This is a genomic window from Photobacterium piscicola (assembly GCF_046058925.1).
Classification (GTDB): domain Bacteria; phylum Pseudomonadota; class Gammaproteobacteria; order Enterobacterales; family Vibrionaceae; genus Photobacterium; species Photobacterium piscicola.
In genome coordinates this window covers 2,741,072-2,759,070 of sequence record NZ_CP175534.1, presented here as the reverse complement: position 1 = coordinate 2,759,070, position 17,999 = coordinate 2,741,072, and the positions used below count along the sequence as shown (strand labels likewise).

The 17,999-nt window shown below is 40.3% G+C and carries 14 protein-coding genes; 7 read left to right on the top strand and 7 right to left on the bottom strand.

Annotation, left to right across the window (positions count from 1 at the left end):
* Positions 1-6: 6 nt before the first annotated feature.
* The 5 genes from ACJZU6_RS13070 to ACJZU6_RS13050 form a co-directional block, all read right to left on the bottom strand.
* On the bottom strand, positions 7-204 hold the full coding sequence (locus ACJZU6_RS13070; protein ID WP_408900395.1) for a hypothetical protein: 198 nt from the start codon (positions 202-204) through the stop codon (positions 7-9).
* 532 nt (positions 205-736) lie between these two features.
* Entirely contained in the window at positions 737-1,084 is a 348-nt protein-coding gene (locus ACJZU6_RS13065) for a hypothetical protein (RefSeq protein ID WP_408900394.1), read from the bottom strand.
* 625 nt (positions 1,085-1,709) lie between these two features.
* Positions 1,710-3,233, bottom strand: a complete 1,524-nt coding sequence (ppx, locus tag ACJZU6_RS13060) for an exopolyphosphatase (protein ID WP_408900393.1) — start codon at positions 3,231-3,233, stop codon at positions 1,710-1,712.
* A complete protein-coding gene (ppk1, locus tag ACJZU6_RS13055) occupies positions 3,220-5,310 on the bottom strand; it encodes a polyphosphate kinase 1 (protein ID WP_408900392.1) in 2,091 nt (696 codons plus the stop codon). The genes ppx and ppk1 overlap by 14 nt, the downstream gene beginning before the upstream one ends.
* Positions 5,311-5,413: 103 nt before the next feature.
* Complete coding sequence (locus ACJZU6_RS13050) at positions 5,414-5,920, bottom strand: glycine cleavage system protein R (protein WP_080158934.1); 507 nt, start codon at positions 5,918-5,920, stop codon at positions 5,414-5,416.
* Positions 5,921-6,095: 175 nt separating this feature from the next.
* Here ACJZU6_RS13050 and ACJZU6_RS13045 point away from each other — a divergent pair, with 175 nt between their 5' ends.
* Genes ACJZU6_RS13045 through phoU form a run of 4 tightly spaced genes read left to right on the top strand, consistent with a single transcriptional unit; the run spans position 6,096 to position 11,561 of the window.
* Positions 6,096-8,324 carry an ABC transporter permease subunit gene (locus tag ACJZU6_RS13045; RefSeq protein ID WP_408900391.1) on the top strand — a complete coding sequence of 743 codons (2,229 nt, stop codon included), beginning with the start codon at positions 6,096-6,098 and terminating at the stop codon, positions 8,322-8,324.
* A 14-nt stretch (positions 8,325-8,338) separates the two neighbouring features.
* Positions 8,339-9,976 carry a phosphate ABC transporter permease PstA gene (gene pstA / locus ACJZU6_RS13040; RefSeq protein ID WP_080158932.1) on the top strand — a complete coding sequence of 546 codons (1,638 nt, stop codon included), beginning with the start codon at positions 8,339-8,341 and terminating at the stop codon, positions 9,974-9,976.
* Positions 9,977-10,005: 29 nt separating this feature from the next.
* Positions 10,006-10,842, top strand: a complete 837-nt coding sequence (pstB, locus tag ACJZU6_RS13035) for a phosphate ABC transporter ATP-binding protein PstB (protein WP_080158931.1) — start codon at positions 10,006-10,008, stop codon at positions 10,840-10,842.
* 11 nt (positions 10,843-10,853) lie between these two features.
* A complete protein-coding gene (gene phoU, locus ACJZU6_RS13030) occupies positions 10,854-11,561 on the top strand; it encodes a phosphate signaling complex protein PhoU (RefSeq protein ID WP_045037146.1) in 708 nt (235 codons plus the stop codon).
* A gap of 121 nt (positions 11,562-11,682) precedes the next feature.
* On the opposite strand, the gene ACJZU6_RS13025 is transcribed toward phoU, so the two are convergent.
* The gene (locus ACJZU6_RS13025; protein ID WP_408900390.1) at positions 11,683-12,423 is read right to left on the bottom strand and encodes a copper homeostasis protein CutC; all 741 of its coding nucleotides are present in this window, start codon (positions 12,421-12,423) and stop codon (positions 11,683-11,685) included.
* 237 nt (positions 12,424-12,660) lie between these two features.
* Complete coding sequence (locus ACJZU6_RS13020; RefSeq protein WP_080158929.1) at positions 12,661-13,269, bottom strand: peroxiredoxin C; 609 nt, start codon at positions 13,267-13,269, stop codon at positions 12,661-12,663.
* Between the two features lie 131 nt (positions 13,270-13,400).
* Here ACJZU6_RS13020 and ACJZU6_RS13015 point away from each other — a divergent pair, with 131 nt between their 5' ends.
* The 3 genes from ACJZU6_RS13015 to aceA all read left to right on the top strand — a co-directional run bounded on the left by ACJZU6_RS13015 (position 13,401) and on the right by aceA (position 17,953).
* The gene (locus ACJZU6_RS13015; protein ID WP_297480365.1) at positions 13,401-14,303 is read left to right on the top strand and encodes a hydrogen peroxide-inducible genes activator; all 903 of its coding nucleotides are present in this window, start codon (positions 13,401-13,403) and stop codon (positions 14,301-14,303) included.
* A 691-nt stretch (positions 14,304-14,994) separates the two neighbouring features.
* Entirely contained in the window at positions 14,995-16,608 is a 1,614-nt protein-coding gene (aceB, locus tag ACJZU6_RS13010) for a malate synthase A (RefSeq protein WP_408900389.1), read from the top strand.
* 37 nt (positions 16,609-16,645) lie between these two features.
* Positions 16,646-17,953 carry an isocitrate lyase gene (gene aceA / locus ACJZU6_RS13005; protein ID WP_080158926.1) on the top strand — a complete coding sequence of 436 codons (1,308 nt, stop codon included), beginning with the start codon at positions 16,646-16,648 and terminating at the stop codon, positions 17,951-17,953.
* Positions 17,954-17,999: the final 46 nt, after the last annotated feature.

The following is a 17,999-nucleotide window of genomic DNA, read 5'->3' as shown; positions in this document are numbered from 1 at the left end:
TTTAGGCTAAAAACCGAGACCATCTTCAAAAAGAGAATCAACTTCTTTATTAACGGCAACATCAACAAGTGAATCATAATCATTCAGTTGATGACAATTCTGACATTCAATTATGTCACCAGATAACGGTTCATTATTTAAATCACTTTCTAGGGCACTATCACAAAAAACACATTGCAACCCAATAACAACACTAGCTTTCATGTTTCACCTAATTGGTTGATTTATAATGTAAACACCTCAAAAGCGGCATCTTAAAGATAACAATAAAATAAGTTTTAAAACGTCCATAATTTCTGTAATCGTATGCCCTGTAATAAGAGCAATTACAGTAAACAAAAGAGAAAGAATAATCATTATTTTAGTCATTTAATATCACCAATAAAATTCAGGTGATGCATATATTAATGCCATTTATTGAGATCAAATCAACAACAACAAAATTACAGGTAACTAGATACGCCAAATATATAAAATAGAATGTAACCAACTGTTTTTACTGATTAAATTAAAATTATCGATTTCACGCCATTTTTGTCGGTACCATTTTCAAGATAGAATATTAGTCTTTAATATCAATGTATTAAAATGTGAAGTATAGAAAATTAAATAAAATGCGGCATTTGTCGACTGTAAAAGATTCACTGCCGCACAAGAAGCTTAGAAAACGTATTTAACCGAATGTGTTTTTATACCTAAAATTTAACGTAAATGACTGTATTTAACAGTCTGCATTTTATATGGGCCGAGACCACGTAACGTCAAAAGAAAAACTTGAATAAATTTCACTTATCATCATTTCACACTCTATTTTTACGTCATAACAATTAGCATCATACTCACGTAAAATATGAACAAATTGTTCCTTAACAAAATCCTTTGATGCTGCTTCTTTTTGTTCTCTTGTTATGCCATTAACGATAAAACTACCTTTAAATGTAGTTTCTACATTGTTAGATTTATTCCAATCGTTATGTGAAATATCAGCAATCTTAGCTCGTACTTTATTTGCTTTCTCTTTATCACTATCAAGGTTAGTGAATGGGTTAACGGAGTAAGTTAATAAATAGAAACATAGGGTCATAATATATTCCAAGTATCAGATGTAAAACCAAATCATAGAACAAAGAGGGGTTGATCGCAAGTAATTGTTTTTTCTAATAAAAACACATTGAGACCAAAATTTTTTTTGATTGTTCTATAGTAATAATTCAATTAATAAAATGGCAGACGAACTTGGTGAAATTGATAGATCTGTAAATATAATAATCCATCGCTATTAGATTCGTAGTGACCTTCAAAATATTCTTAGATTTATCTAAACCAACTAAATATTAACAATACCATCTCAGCATAAATCGCTTATCAGTCTGATGTGACTCAAATACCCATCAAATCGCCTCTAGAAACGATTCTAAGACCACAAATACAAGTCACTCGACACCTAGTATTACTTTCCTACGAAAACAGCCCTATTTAACAGTATCCATCTAATTCGCACCACGCGGTTACTCTTCGTATTAAACTGAGCTGATAAGCCTCGTTTTAATACGTTGAAACAGTCAATATCCACAAAAATACAACATGATTATTTTGTTAACTATGTTATTAAATTTAAAAATAGAGCAGTCACTCATATTTTATTTCAAACTCACTAAAAATTATTGTTTAGCTAGCAAATCCGGCCTTAATTTATCGCCACTCGCCCCTTAATTTTCCTCAATACTTAATTTCCAGCCTGCCTTATGCCAATATTGTTGCTCGGTTGCCAGATCGGCGGCGAGGAGAGTATTGGTTGCGAGCCAATCTTTTGGCAACATTAATTGCCAATGTTCGTTATTGGCGTTAACGGTTATTGATGGCAGTGGAACCGAACTGCGTTGACCATTTAGGGTGACAGCTAATCGTAAGGCACGAATTAACGGGTATAGCTGTTTACGCTTATAGATTGTTAATGGTGGCAGTTCATCAAGTTTAAGTCGTTTTCGTTGGCTGCGGGCTAAGGTGGCGAGCAAAGTTTGTTGATCGACATTAAATCCAGGCATGGTGCTAAAACGTAATAAATACGCGGAGTGACGATGAAAACCGGGGTAACTAATACTAAGACCTACTTCATGCAGTAATGCCCCCCATGCTAACAACGTGGCTAAGGTTGGTTGTTGATCTGTCGGTGGTAATGTTAGTTGGTTATAAAGAGCAAGGGCGGTATTTTTTACGCGCTCAGCTTGAGGCTTATCGATATTATATTGTTCAGCCATTGCGGTTGCGGTTCGACTGCGTATGTCACTATGACGGAAACGTTGTTCCATTTCATACAATACGCCTTCGCGTAAAGCCCCTGCGGAAAAGTGCATTTTATCGATATTAAAGGCTGAAAAAATAGCACTTACAATCGCTACGCCAGCAGCAAAAACAGGTTTTCGGTCGTCATTTAAGCCGCTTAATATTAATTGGTGTTGGTGCTTACAGGCGATGATTGTTGTAATAAGTTGGTGTAAGCGCGGTTGGGTTATTATTCCGTCATGATGGCCTTGCGCTATCAATACCTCTTGAATCGCTTTAATCGTACCGGATGCTCCGATGACTTTTTGCCAGCCAATATGTTGATATTGATTAATTATTGTTTCTAATTTTTGGTGAACAGCTAATTGTGCCTGGGCAAAATTAACGCTATCGAGCTTACCATTTGCAAAAAAGGTTTGATTATAGCTTACACAACCTATGTGCTTACTATGCACAATATCGGTTTCAAATCCTGAGCCAATGATGAATTCAGTGCTGCCGCCACCAATATCAATCACTAATTTTTTACCATGATCAGGCTGAGTATGGGTTACGCCTAAATAAATTAACCGCGCTTCTTCTGCCCCTGCAATAATTTCAATTGGAAACGGCATTATCGCTTCAGCTCGACGAATGAAAATATCAGCGTTACGTGCTTGGCGCAGCGTATACGTCGCTGCAACTCGAACATTTTGTGGTGCAAACCCTTGCAGTCGTTCTGCAAACATTGCCAAACAGGCTAAACCTCGTTCAATGGCGGCTTGGCTGAGGTTATATTGATTATCAAGCCCTGATGCTAAATGTACCCGCTGTTTATAACGACTAACAATTTGTAAGCTGTGACCAACAACGCGCGCAATCACAAGATGAAAACTGTTAGAGCCAAGATCAAGTGCAGCAATGTGTCGTGGAGGAGCAAGGTGTTGTTGTGGTGGATTATAATTTAGCATGATATTTTTGCTCCTTACGTGCGCGTTGTTGATGTTGATCTTCACTGCGTTTTAAATAGTGATAAATAGCGGTTTGAGCGCGTATTTTTTGCTTCTTGCCACGACTGACATAACGGTTGCTCATTGATTGATCAAGGATACGTGCTTTGACATTATCAGCCAGTTGTAGATTAGTGATATCAATAATACGTTGCTTAAGTACAGGCGCCAGAACGGGACAACCGACCTCAATGCGGCGATCAATATTACGGTACATCCAATCAGCAGAAGAAATAAACACCTTAGGATCGTCATTATTAGTAAAGATATACACTCGTGAATGTTCGAGAAAACGATCAACAATACTGATAACGGTAATATTGTCACTGATGCCTTTTATGCCTGCGATCAAGCGACACATGCCTCGAATAATTAATCGAATTTTCACACCTTGTTGACTGGCGTAATAAAGTTTATCGACCAACCCCTTATCGATTAAATTATTCAGTTTAAGGGTGATGCCAGCAGGACGGTGTTGTTGAGCGTTATCAATCTCATTTGTTATTAATTGGTATAACCGTGTGCGTGTATCGGTTGGTGATATGAGCAAGTAATTAAAGTGAACTTTCTTGGTTGGATTTGCAATGTAATCAAATAATTGCCGAACTTCAGCGGTAATTTTTAAATGTACGGTAAACAATGAAAAATCGGTATAACACGTGGCGGTTTTTTCGTTAAAGTTACCCGTACCAATATGAGCATAATCTACGGATTGATGTTGTTCCTGCCGAGTAATGAGACACAGTTTTGAATGAATTTTGACATTGGCAACCCCAAATAAGACCGTGATCCCTGCGGCGGTTAACTGTTGCGCCCAGTGAATATTGGCTTGTTCATCAAAACGGGCTTGTAGCTCAACCACTACCGTGACTTGTTTACCATTGTTCGCGGCATTAATGAGGCTATCGATAATAATAGATTGTTTGGCTACGCGATAAATACTGATGCGAATATGGCTAACGGTAGGATCGAATGCGGCTTGTTGTACAAAATCAGTGACATGCTCAAAGCTGTGATAAGGGTAATACAACAGAATATCTTGATGTTTTATGGCATCGAAAACAGTTTTAGCATGACGAAACGGGTAACTATCGATGGTGGGTAATGGCGCATAGCTAAGGTATTTATTACCAATAATCGGAAAAGCAATTAAATCGTTAAAATGCTGAGAACACTCTGCGGCCATCACTGTATCGTAGTCGGAGAGATTAAGATTGCGATAAAAAAAGTGCTGCATTGCTGCTGGCATTGTCGGTTGATAGGTAAACCGAAGTGGGGGTGCCGTTAAACGTTGGGTGAGCCCTTGTGCTAGTTGTTGTAATAAATTATCACCACTGTTTTGCTGCAATTGATAGTCAGCATCTCGTGTTATTTTTATCGTATAAACACTCAATTGAACCGTTGAGGGAAGATCATTAAAAATGTCTCGAATATGGTGACGAATGATATTTTCGATAACCATAAGATGATGAGTACTATTATGCGATGGTAGTTGTACAAAGTGTGGTAATTGAGCCGTTGGCATTTCAATAAGCGCATATTTGATATCATGATGATGCTTTACCATTACCGCTAGGTATGAGCCGTGAGGGTGTATATATTGATCGATTTCAAAGGTGTCTGTCAGGGGGGTGACTATGATATGTGGCAAAATATGCTGACGAAAATAAGCCAATAGCCATTGCTGATGTTCAGGCGTGAGTTGCTGTTCATTATTAAGATAAATACCACACTGCGCCATCTCACAAATCAATGCAGCATAGATTTTCTCAAACGCTTGTTGGGCTTGTTGCGTCTGGTGCTGGATTTGGTTTAGCAATGAATATGCGGCGCTATCTTGATTATTTCCACGTAATAGTTGACGTTTAACTTTAGCGACATGGACTTTGTAAAACTCATCAAGATTATTGGTATAGATACCAAGAAAGCGAACCCGTTCTAGTAGTGGCACCGATTTATCCGCCGCTTCTTGAAGGACTCGCTGATTAAAGGCGAGCCAACTGCATTCTTTTTCAAGATAAATCTGATTGATGGCCATTTGAGGTTAATATCCTTATTACTTTAGCGCCAACAATATCAAATGACATGGTAAAACATCATGATTCGCGTTACATTGCTTTAATGTACGCCATCTGATTGATTTAGCTAAGTGTTTCAATATCGATAGTTAAATCATCGGCGAGTTGTTCGAGTTGCTGTTGAATCATGGCCGCACTAATTTCATGCGGTGTTTGTAATTGAAATTCAGCAATAAAAATAGGATACCCCCAATTAGGGGCGCTTTGAGTCTCTGTTTTTAATTTGGCAATATTAACGCCAAGTTGAGTTAAATGGCGAGTGACTTGTTTGACGATACCACGACGATCATTGCCCGTTACCGTGAGTTGCTGGGCAACATAAGTGGTCACGGTTTGAGTATGATCTTCTACGATGTGAATGTGTAATGCTTCAATGTCGGCTAATGCTTGACGGAGTGAGAACAGATGTTCATCCGCAACGTCTATTTGTACTATTCCCGCAAACTGCCCGCCAAGTTGGCTAAGTGAACTACTTAACCAATTCGCATGGTTGAAGTAAATGGTATCAGAGAGTTGTTCTACAAGTCCGGGCTTATCTTTACCAATAATGGTCACAATCAGTTGTTTCATTACGTCAGTCCTTGTCGTTATAACATGATGGTGGTGATTATTTGATGGTGGTTTTTTAAGCATGGCTGTAAAACGAGGTTTAGCCAACTCAAATCATCGTTACCAGGGGCGTTGTCATAAATCTGTCATTAAATAGCAATACACTTTTGAGCGTATAAATAGGTTAGAGGTCATAATGGCAAACGCCAGCACATTACTAAGGAAAGAAAATCGTTTTCGTCGAGGTAAAGATAAATTAACTCGCGTTGGCGTTACAGCGGGTGGTATTTTTGTGCTGATCACCTTGATGCTGATTTTCTTTTATTTGTTGTATGTGATTGTGCCTATTTTCTCATCTGTTGCTGTTAATCCTAAACAGCACTTATCATTACCAGTAACCAGCAAAACAGCGTTGTTAGGGGTGGATGATAGTAATAACATTGCTTATCGCTTTAGTCGCGATGGCAAGGTTATTTTTGTTGATCTTCAGTCATCAACGCAACAAGCACAGGTGCTAAAACAGCAGACTATTATCAATAATCCAACTGCATACGGTCTAAGTTTGCCTCGTGACGGTATGGTGGCTTATGGTACGGCACAAGGGCAGGTTAAGATTGTTAAACCTGAATTTTCGCTTACGTTTGCAGCGGCGAATAAGCACTTACAACCCAGCATTGAATATCCTTTTGGTCAAACGCCATTAGCGCTAGCTCCCGCAGGAGAGGCCATTACTCAATTAGCCATTTCTGGGCGTGATGATCGTACTATCGTAGTCGGAAAAACGGCGACCAACCACCTTTATGGATTGAGTTTATTGCTGCCTGAAAATGTGGCGCAGCGGGCAAATGGATGGCAACAGCAGCGGTTTGAGATCACTAATACTCCCGCTAAAATTGATGATTTTCAATTAACCCCAGATGGTAAAACATTGTATGTGCTGAGTGGGTCAAATTTATATTTATATAAGTTAACCGCTAACACGGCTTTTCTGCGTAAAATTGAAAATATTGCTACAGGTAACAGTAAGCCAGTATCGATTACCCTGTTGTCTGGCGCAAATTCATTATTGATCACCAATTCTGATAATACGATTTCGCAATGGTTTGAAGTGGTGAAGCAAGGGCAGCGTCAGTTAATCAGTGTTAGAACTTTTCATTTCTCTGCCAGTCCATTAGTTAAAATAGTGCCGGAATATTACCGTAAAGGCTTTTTTGCGATTCAGAAAGATGGCACGACATCGGCTTATTACACTGCTGAACGTAAAGTCATATACAAAGATAAAGTCTTCACGAAGGTTCCAACAGATATTGCCATTTCTCCCAAAGCGAATTTATTAGTAACACTCGATAATGGGCAATGGCAGAGCTACCAAGTTAAAAATGCGCATCCTGATATTGGGTTATCATCGTTATTACAAAAAGTATGGTATGAGGGCTATGCTGAGCCTGATTATGTATGGCAATCCACTTCTGCTAGTGATGAATTTGAGCCGAAATTAAGCTTAGTGCCTATAGTGTTTGGTACGCTAAAAGCGGCGGTTTATTCGATGTTTTTTGCGATTCCATTAGCATTAGCTGGCGCGATTTATACCGCTTACTTTATGTCAAATAAAGTCAGAAGAGTGATCAAACCGACAGTTGAATTGATGGAAGCATTACCTACTGTTATTTTGGGATTTTTAGCAGGGGTATGGTTAGCGCCTATTGTTGAACAATATCTGGCGGGAATAGCACTAGGAATCGTATTTTTACCGTTAGCCATTATTGTGGTTGGGTGGAGTTGGTCAATGCTGCCTGGGCAATGGCGCTCACGTATTCCTAATGGTTTCCATATCGCTTTGTTAATTCCGGTTATTGTGGCGGTAACTTATGGTTGTTTTGGTTTAAGTCCGTGGATTGAAACGCAGTTTTTTAATGGTGATTTACAAGGCTATTTAAACAACCATTTAGGGATTGGTTATGATCAGCGTAATGCGCTTATTGTCGGTATTGCAATGGGATTTGCCGTCATTCCGACGATTTTTACTATTGCTGAAGATGCTATTTTCTCGGTGCCTGCGCATTTAACTAAAGGCTCACTAGCTTTAGGGGCAACCCAATGGCAGACCTTAACCAAAGTGGTGTTACTCACTGCCAGCCCCGGTATTTTTTCTGCGATCATGATGGGACTTGGACGCGCAGTTGGTGAAACCATGATTGTATTAATGGCGACGGGCAACACCCCTGTTATGGATTGGAACTTACTGCAAGGGTTACGTACTTTAGCTGCAACCATCGCTATTGAAATGCCCGAATCAGAAGTGGGTAGCTCGCATTATCGAGTGTTATTCCTTGCCGCCTTTGTGCTGTTTGTATTTACCTTTGTCTTTAATACGATTGCTGAAGTTGTTCGTCAACGACTACGTGCAAAATACAGTTCGTTATAATAAGTGATACAGCAATGATTAAATGGTTTAAATCTGGTTCACCATGGATTTGGTTAACCGCGGGTGCCGTCAGCTTGAGCTTGGTTGCTGTACTTGGTTTATTGTTATTGATTGGCTATAAAGGCTTGAGCTATTTTTGGCCGGCCCCTGTGTATCAGTTTGATGTTAATCTCAATGGCAAACCGCAAGTCGTTATTGGTGAACTTTATCAACGTACTATGGTGCCGGTAGATCAACTTGCCGATGCTGGGGTCGACGTTAGTCAATTTACTGAAGACAGTGTGCCACGGTATTTAATTAAAACCGGGAATCGCGGTCAGGGTGCACTTGATTTCTTAACTGTATTAAGTACTCAAATCATTCATCAACAAATCGCCAATAATATTGCGGTGGTTGATCGTGAAAGTAATGGTAAGTTTTATGGTTATCCCGTCAGTGTGATTGAAGGCGGTGAACCTCAACCGTTATCTCAACTTTCGGTAGCGTTAGCACAAGCCAATAAAGTCCGTTCGGAATTACGCTCATTACAAAACAATGAAATTGCCAATATTAACTGGAATTTAGAACGGTTACGTATTGAAAAACGCCGTTTAGAATTACGCGGTAAACTCACGGTGGCGGATGGGCAGCGAATTGATCGTGAGCAAGCCAATTATAATACGATTTACAAAAATATTGAGAATCGATTATTTGCATTACAGGGGCAATTAGATCACGACGCGTTAGTGTTACGTGATCAAAGTGGCGCTAATGTCACTATTCCGATGATGCAAGTGCTGGATATGTGGCAACCCAATAATTTGTCATGGCTTGAAAAAGTACAGCATTGGGGCCATCAAGTTTATAAGTTTTTAGCCGAAGCACCACGAGAGGCCAATACTGAAGGTGGCGTTTTCCCTGCCATTTTTGGTACGGTGTTTATGGTGCTATTAATGAGTATCATGGTGACGCCACTAGGCGTGCTTGCGGCGGTATATTTACATGAATATGCCAGTAATAATCGGTTTACTAATTTAATTCGCATTGCAGTGATCAATCTCGCGGGCGTACCCTCAATTGTGTATGGTGTGTTTGGATTAGGCTTCTTTGTGTATATGGTTGGCGGCACTATTGATGATGTGTTCTTCTCTGCGCAATTGCCGACTCCGACTTTTGGCACGCCGGGTATTTTATGGTCAGCATTAACACTTGCTATCATGACCTTACCAGTAGTGATTGTGTCAACTGAAGAAGGGTTAGCCCGTATTCCAAGCTCGGTACGTAATGGCTCATTGGCGCTAGGGGCAACACAGGCTGAAACCTTATGGCGCATTGTATTGCCAATGGCGAGCCCTGCAATCATGACTGGATTGATTCTTGCTGTTGCTCGGGCGGCAGGAGAAGTTGCACCATTAATGCTGGTGGGGGTGGTGAAAATGGCACCGACATTGCCGCTAGATATGCATTTCCCATATGTTCACTTAGATAGAAAATTCATGCACTTAGGTTATCATGTGTATGATGTTGCTTTTCAAAGCCCTAATGTTGAAGCTGCGCGCCCATTAGTGTATGCAACCTCGTTTCTATTAGTCACCGTTATTATCAGTTTAAACTTAACGGCTATTGCGATTCGTAATCACCTTCGGGAAAAATTCCGCGCTTTAGAGCAATAACCCTAAGTATCAATAAGATGAGAACAACTATGTATAACGATCGTTCGCTCTTTACTGACCACCCGCCACTGGGGTTATTTGAGCCATTAGATTTATCGCTATTAGCCGAAGATAAAACGGCCTTATCCATTGAAGGTTTGAATTTGCACTATGGTCAAACGCAAGCATTGTTTGATATCAATATGCGAATTGCTAAAGGTCAGGTGACAGCATTTATCGGACCTTCAGGTTGTGGTAAATCAACCTTGTTAAGCTGTATTAATCGAATGAATGATCTGATTGATGGCTGTCATATTGATGGTAAAGTCATGCTTCATGGTCAGAATGTGTACGATAAAAATGTTGATGTTGCAGCGCTGCGGCGTCAAGTCGGAATGGTATTTCAACGCCCCAATCCTTTTCCTAAATCTATTTATGAAAATGTTGTTTACGGACTGCGATTGCAAGGGATCAACGATCGCCGCGTGCTTGATGATGCGGTTGAAAGCTCATTGCGCTCAGCGGCATTGTGGGATGAAGTAAAAGGACGGTTGCATGAGAATGCATTTGGTTTGTCAGGCGGTCAGCAACAACGATTAGTCATTGCTAGAGCAATAGCCATCGAACCTGAAATTTTATTATTAGATGAGCCGACATCAGCCTTGGATCCGATATCAACCTTGACCATTGAAGAGTTGATTAATGAGCTTAAAGCCAAATATACCGTTATCATCGTCACTCATAATATGCAGCAAGCGGCGCGAGTTTCCGATCAAACTGCTTTTATGCATATGGGTGAGCTAGTGGAATATACCAGTACCAATGATATATTTACCACTCCCAAAGAAAAACGCACTGAGGATTACATTACCGGGCGTTATGGTTAAGGACCGACAGCATGTTAAATACAATTAGCCTTGGCCGTCATATTTCTGGTCAGTTTAACCATGAATTAGAAAGCATTCGCACCCATGTGTTAGCCATGGGTGGCTTGGTTGAACAGCAGTTAGCAGATAGCTTAAAAGCATTACATAAACAAAATGAAGAATTAGCCAAACGGGTGATTAGAGACGACCATAAAGTCAATGCGATGGAAGTGGCTATTGATGAAGCTTGCACGCGTATCATTGCTAAACGTCAGCCGACAGCCAGTGATTTACGGTTAGTGATTGCGATTATTAAAACCATTACTGATTTAGAGCGGATTGGTGATGTTGCTGAAAGTATTGCTAAAGTGGCGTCAGAAAATTTCACCAATAAGCAATATAACTTATTAGTTTCACTGGAATCGTTAGGTCAGCACGCGGTGCGAATGTTGCATGAAACCTTAGATGCATTTGCACGAATGGATGTAAAAGCGGCGATTGAAGTGTATCAAGAAGATGATCGTATTGATCGTGAATATGAAGCGATCATACGGCAATTAATGACTTATATGATGGAAGATCCTAATTCAATACCAAATGTGATGAAGGTAATGTGGGCTGCGCGTTCGATTGAGCGGGTAGGGGATCGTTGCCAAAATATTTGTGAATATATTATCTATTTTGTACAAGGCAAAGATATTCGCCACACAAATCCTGAAGATATTAAAAATATGCTTTAGCAACGAACATTGCTTATGTTGTAGCGACACTAAAATTAAGCGATATCGTAAAAATAAAAGGGACGTGATGATCTTAAATTAAGATGATACGTCCCGTTTTTGTTGGTGGTGGTAATGATTATCACAGCTTAAGTTGAGCCACCACTGCCGCTATATTTTCGACACCTGTGATTGGAATCGCGAAATCGTCAATGTCTGCGCTACCCATATGTGCTTGTTTCGCTACTGTAATCATATGACTTGGGCGGGTGGTTTTACCCGAAAGGTGGATCTCGTTGATGCCTGTTCGAGCAATGATGTCACGGACGTTATGACTATTGACGCCCGCACCTGCCATAATTTTTAAGCGATTACCGCAGTATTGATGCATTTGGTTAATCATACCAATACCGTCATAAGCATTGGCTTGTAAACCTGAAGTGAGAATGCGTTCACAGCCAGCCGCCATAATCGTATCAAGTGCAGCCATAGGCTCAACACATTGATCGATGGCGCGATGAAAGGTGATCCCCATTCCCTGAGCTTGTTTAACGAGACTCGTAAGAATAGTGTTATCCACTAAGCCCTGTGCGGTTAATACACCGACAACCACACCTTGTAATCCTGCTTGTTTAGCCGCAAAAATATCTGCCAGCATGACTTCAACATCTTCACTGCTGAATAAAAAATCACCTTGGCGCGGGCGAATCATCGCATAAACAGGAATGGTAGCATATTTAGCTGCGGCAGACATAAACCCAGCGCTAGGTGTGAGTCCACCCAATGCTAACGATGAGCACAGTTCGATACGGGTTGCGCCTGCTTGTTGCGTATTATGAAGCGATTCAAGATTATCGATACAAACTTCAAGTTGAATAGTCATTGATTATTAACAGTATGGTATTTAAGAGGGTATTCAGTGTAGAAGATTATTGCAGAGGGGGCGAATAGCGGTGATTGATTATGTGCGGTTGGTTGAAAATGAAATAACGTGGTAAACACGAGATAAAAAAAGGGCCCGGTATATTCCGGGCCTCATTCTATTTTTATTTGAGCTGACTTTGGCTCTATGTAGCACTAATGCGATTTATAACACCGTGAGCGTGGTGTTAGCAGGTAATTACTTACCTAGATCTGCAGTGTGCTCAGATAGGTAGTCCGCTACACCTTTTGGTGATGCGTCCATACCTGCTTTACCTTCTTCCCACTGAGCTGGACATACTTCGCCATGCTTCTGGTGGAAGTTCAACGCATCAACCATACGTAGCATTTCATCGATGTTACGACCTAGTGGTAGATCGTTAATTACTTGGTGACGAACCATGCCGTCTTCATCGATAAGGAAAGAACCACGGAAAGCAACACCAGCTTCTGGATGCTCAACATCGTAAGCTTTACAGATTTCGTGCTTAATATCAGCAACTAGCGGGTATTTAACTTGACCGATACCGCCATCTTCAATAGCAGTGTTACGCCATGCGTTGTGTGAGAACTGTGAATCAATTGAAACACCAATAATTTCTACGCCTTTCGCTTGGAAATCTTCAAAGCGTTTATCAAAAGCAATAAGCTCTGATGGGCATACGAAAGTAAAGTCTAGTGGGTAAAAGAAAACTACTGCTTTTTTACCTTTAGTAAATTCTGCAAAGTTGAAAGTATCAACGATTTCGCCGTTACCTAGAACCGCTGCAGCAGTAAAATCTGGTGCTTGACGACCTACTAGTACCATTTTGGTGCTCCTTAAATATTGGGGGTTGCCAACCTTTTTAGGCGGGCTCCATACTTGGACGAGACAAACTATAGCTAAACTGTTAAATTGAAAAAAGCGGAATAAACAGATTAAAGTAATCGAAAAATACGATGAATAAATTTCCATCACTTAAACAGCTACATTATTTAGTTACTCTATCGGAAACATATCATTTTGGCGAAGCAGCTAAACGGTGTTTTGTGAGCCAGTCGACATTAAGTTCTGGTATTCAAAATCTTGAAGAGTTACTCGACTGTCACCTTGTTGAGCGTGATACCAAAGCGAAAACCTTGGTTTTTACGTCTATGGGTGAGCAGGTGGTTGATAGAGCACGTGAATTATTGGCGTGCAGTCGCGACTTGGTTGAGCTCTCTCGTTGTTGTGGTGATGGTATGGAAGGCCCATTACGGGTTGGCTGTATTCCTACTATTGCCCCATTTTTGCTGTGTGGCTTAGTGCAACAGGTGAATGCGTTATACCCTAAATTGAATTTATTATTACGAGAAGATACCACCACTAATTTATTAGAAGCGCTGCACCATGGTGAAATGGATGTGTTAATTTTAGCATTACCGGTCGATATTCAGGGAATGTCGAGTAAAGTGGTTGGCCGAGATGCATTTAAAATGGTGATCAGTAAGCACCAAGCGGATTCTGTGACGATGCCATTGCATTATGCTGATTTACCCGATAAATCCGTGTTCTTATTAGAAAAAGAACATTGCTTAACTGAACATGCCGTATCTGCATGTCAATTGACGGCGAAAGAGAAAATTAATCCCTTTACGGCAACGAGTTTACATACTGTGGTACAAATGGTTGCCAATGGCTTGGGAACGACGTTTATTCCACAAATGGCAATAAATCATGGAATTTTAGAAAATCAAAATTTAGTGGTTATTGAACCGCCCGGTCAAGATGCTTACCGTGAAATTGGCTTAGTATGGCGACCAACATCAAGCCGTATAGCAACGTTTGATAAGTTAGGCGATATCGTTAAAAATTTATTGTAAGCCTTCTTTATTATGATAATGACGTAAATGCCTGAAGTAATGATGAATGACGCGCACTATTATTTGTGGCGTTATTATCGTTGTTCAGGCTTTTTTATTGGGGTTGCATTCTACTATAGCTATTTGGGGCTGTTTTTAGTTGAAAATAGCAACTTTCTAATAATAATTAAAATATTATATTATCGAGTGAGTTATCTATAACTTACTGTTTTGTTGGTTAAATTTATTTCTCTCTACAAACTAAGCAAATATTTATTTTAGTTATTATGACCTCCGCTTATTTTATTTTTGGCTTTTATTAAAACTAATAATTATATTAATCATACGGTTATATTTAATCTATATTTAGTTATTTGTTTAAAACACTTTTTTAAATAATTGCTATTGCGCCATGCTTTGTAATTAAATTACGTAACTAGCTACAAAAAAGCATTGTTTACGCAAAAAGCTAAATTCCGAGTTAATTGCTAAGATTTTTATGAATTAAGTATATTACACAGGCATGCTTTATTTGTAACTTATTGAATATCTTTATTTTTGTTTTTTTGCTTTAGGCTGGGTAAAATCGGTGTTATTTGCATTCCGACGCAGGTTACGGCAACGTAAATAAGTGCTTAGAATAATTCAACAGGGAGTCATTGCTTTTGTTATTGATAAAAGTAGTGATTAAGTTACATGCTGGAGGTGCAATATGACAGACACAGCCATTCAAGCCAATGCTCATTCTCAGTTATTACTGCAGCAACCTCTGACGGAACAGCAACAACAGATTTTAACTGCAGATGCATTATCCTTTATTGCGCGGTTAGTTGAACGATTTGCTGAGCGAGTACCGTTATTGTTAGAGGCTCGTGAATTGCAGCAATTAGCGATTGATCGTGGTCAACTCCCCGATTTTTTACCTGAGACTCACGCTATTAGAGAATCAGAGTGGAAAATACAAAATATTCCCCATGATTTACAAGATCGTCGTGTCGAAATTACCGGCCCCGTTGATCGTAAAATGGTGATCAATGCATTAAATGCTAACGTAAAAGTATTTATGGCAGATTTTGAAGATTCTTTTGCGCCATCATGGAATGCGATTCTTGATGGGCATCAAAATTTGCGTGATGCAGTTAATGGCACCATCAGTTATACCCATCCTCAAACGGGCAAGCAGTATCAACTTAATGATGATCCGGCGGTATTGATTTGTCGCGTCCGTGGTCTGCATTTATTAGAAAAAAATATACTCTGGAATGGACAACCAATCCCCGGTGCTTTACTTGATTTTGCATTGTATTTTTATTTGAACCACCAAGCATTATTAGCCAAAGGCAGTGGCCCTTATTTCTATTTACCTAAACTGCAAAGTTTTAGGGAGGCGGCGTGGTGGAGTGATGTGTTTAGTTTCACTGAAGATGAATTTGGTTTAACCCGCGGCACCATTAAAGCAACGGTATTGATTGAAACCTTACCCGCTGCGTTTGAGATGGATGAGATCTTATTTAATCTTAAAGAGCATATTGTTGGGCTTAATTGTGGCCGTTGGGATTATATTTTTAGTTATATAAAAACCTTACGTAATTTCCCTGAGCGTATTTTGCCTGATCGCCAAGTGGTGACGATGGAAAAACCATTTCTTAACGCATATTCACGGTTATTAGTCCGTACTTGTCATCGTCGCGGTGCATTAGCAATGGGGGGAATGGCTGCCTTTATTCCAGCGAAAGATCCCAAGCAACAAGCATGGGTGTTAAATAAGATTCAAACTGATAAAGCGCTGGAAGCGAATAATGGCCACGATGGTACTTGGGTTGCTCATCCAGGGCTAGCGGATACTGCGCGCGCTATTTTTGACGAAGTACTCGATCAGCGTATCAATCAATTAAATGTCAGCCGTGAACAAGATGCGCCAATTACGGCGGCTGAATTATTAGCTCCTTGTGATGGCGAGCGAACAGAAGCGGGAATGCGACATAATATTCGTGTGGCTGTGCAATATATTGAAGCGTGGATCTCAGGTAATGGTTGTGTGCCTATTTATGGCTTGATGGAAGATGCAGCAACGGCAGAAATTGCTCGAGCGTCAATTTGGCAATGGATAAAACATGGGAAAACGTTATCCAATGGTCAAGTGGTAACTAAAGCCTTATTTGCTCAAATGTTGACTGAAGAAATGCAAGTCTTACAGCAAGAGTTAGGCCAAGAGCGGATTGAAACTGGGCGCTTTGACGAGGCAACCTATTTAATGTCGCACTTAGCAACCAGTGATGAGTTAGACAACTTTTTAACCTTAAAAGGTTATGACTACTTAGTGTAATAACGGATTACTGCCAATTGACTAGAGGGATATTATTATGACATTAACTCGCCAACAACAAATTGCTGCCCTAGAACAAGATTGGGCTGAAAATCCACGCTGGAAACACGTTAAGCGTACTTACACCGCAGAAGAAGTCGTTAATCTTCGTGGTTCATTTATTCCTGAACATACTATTGCTCAACGTGGTGCTGATAAATTATGGGAATTAGTTAATGGTAGTGCTAAAAAAGGCTATGTTAATTGTTTAGGTGCTTTAACGGGTGGGCAAGCAGTACAACAGGCAAAAGCCGGTATTGAGGCGATTTATTTATCAGGTTGGCAAGTGGCCGCTGATAATAATACCGCATCAGCAATGTACCCTGATCAGTCACTATATCCAGTAGATTCTGTGCCTGCGGTGGTGAAGCGGATCAATAATTCTTTTCGACGGGCGGATCAAATTCAATGGTCTAACGGTGGTTCACCTGCTGATGGTGTTGATTATTTCTTGCCGATTGTTGCCGATGCAGAGGCTGGATTTGGCGGCGTGCTAAATGCTTATGAATTAATGCGTAACATGATTGAAGCGGGGGCTGCTGGGGTTCACTTTGAAGATCAATTAGCGTCAGTGAAAAAATGTGGTCATATGGGCGGCAAGGTGTTAGTTCCCACTCAAGAAGCGGTACAAAAATTAGTGGCGGCACGTTTAGCGGCTGACGTTGCTGGAACGACAACCTTGGTTATTGCTCGTACTGATGCTAATGCGGCGGATCTGTTGACGTCAGATTGTGATTCATACGATAAAGATTTTATTATCGGTGATCGCTCTGCCGAAGGCTTTTATCGTGTTCGTGCGGGGATTGATCAGGCTATTTCACGTGGTCTTGCGTATGCACCTTATGCGGATTTAATTTGGTGTGAAACTGCCAAGCCATGTTTAGAAGAGGCGCGTAAATTTGCCGAAGCCATTCATGAGCAATATCCTGATCAGTTATTAGCCTACAACTGTTCACCGTCGTTTAATTGGGAAAAGAACCTTGATGCTGAAACCATCGCTAAATTCCAACAAGAATTAGCGAACATGGGTTATAAGTACCAGTTTATTACGCTCGCGGGTATTCATAATATGTGGTTCAACATGTTTGAATTAGCACATGCTTACGCGCAAGGCGAAGGTATGCGTCATTATGTTGAAAAAGTACAACGTCCGGAGTTTGAAGCAGCGAATAAAGGCTATACCTTTGTTGCCCATCAACAAGAAGTGGGTACGGGCTACTTTGATACTATGACTAATACCATTCAAGGCGGTAATTCGTCAGTGACGGCATTGACGGGTTCAACTGAAGAAGAACAGTTTAAATAAGTACTATTTATATCGGCATTAAACTATCGAGGGGAGCGTGACGCTC

Bases quoted from the DNA above. Each gene is read 5' to 3' on its own strand.
- ACJZU6_RS13065 (WP_408900394.1), bottom strand. From the start codon at position 1,084: ATGACCCTATGTTTCTATTTATTAACTTACTCCGTTAACCCATTCACT.
- aceA (WP_080158926.1), top strand. From the start codon at position 16,646: ATGACATTAACTCGCCAACAACAAATTGCTGCCCTAGAACAAGATTGG.
- phoU (WP_045037146.1), top strand. From the start codon at position 10,854: ATGTTAAATACAATTAGCCTTGGCCGTCATATTTCTGGTCAGTTTAAC.
- ACJZU6_RS13045 (WP_408900391.1), top strand. From the start codon at position 6,096: ATGGCAAACGCCAGCACATTACTAAGGAAAGAAAATCGTTTTCGTCGA.
- ACJZU6_RS13020 (WP_080158929.1), bottom strand. From the start codon at position 13,269: ATGGTACTAGTAGGTCGTCAAGCACCAGATTTTACTGCTGCAGCGGTT.
- ppk1 (WP_408900392.1), bottom strand. From the start codon at position 5,310: ATGGCCATCAATCAGATTTATCTTGAAAAAGAATGCAGTTGGCTCGCC.
- pstB (WP_080158931.1), top strand. From the start codon at position 10,006: ATGTATAACGATCGTTCGCTCTTTACTGACCACCCGCCACTGGGGTTA.
- pstA (WP_080158932.1), top strand. From the start codon at position 8,339: ATGATTAAATGGTTTAAATCTGGTTCACCATGGATTTGGTTAACCGCG.
- ACJZU6_RS13070 (WP_408900395.1), bottom strand. From the start codon at position 204: ATGAAAGCTAGTGTTGTTATTGGGTTGCAATGTGTTTTTTGTGATAGT.
- ACJZU6_RS13050 (WP_080158934.1), bottom strand. From the start codon at position 5,920: ATGAAACAACTGATTGTGACCATTATTGGTAAAGATAAGCCCGGACTT.
- ppx (WP_408900393.1), bottom strand. From the start codon at position 3,233: ATGCTAAATTATAATCCACCACAACAACACCTTGCTCCTCCACGACAC.
- aceB (WP_408900389.1), top strand. From the start codon at position 14,995: ATGACAGACACAGCCATTCAAGCCAATGCTCATTCTCAGTTATTACTG.
- ACJZU6_RS13015 (WP_297480365.1), top strand. From the start codon at position 13,401: ATGAATAAATTTCCATCACTTAAACAGCTACATTATTTAGTTACTCTA.
- ACJZU6_RS13025 (WP_408900390.1), bottom strand. From the start codon at position 12,423: ATGACTATTCAACTTGAAGTTTGTATCGATAATCTTGAATCGCTTCAT.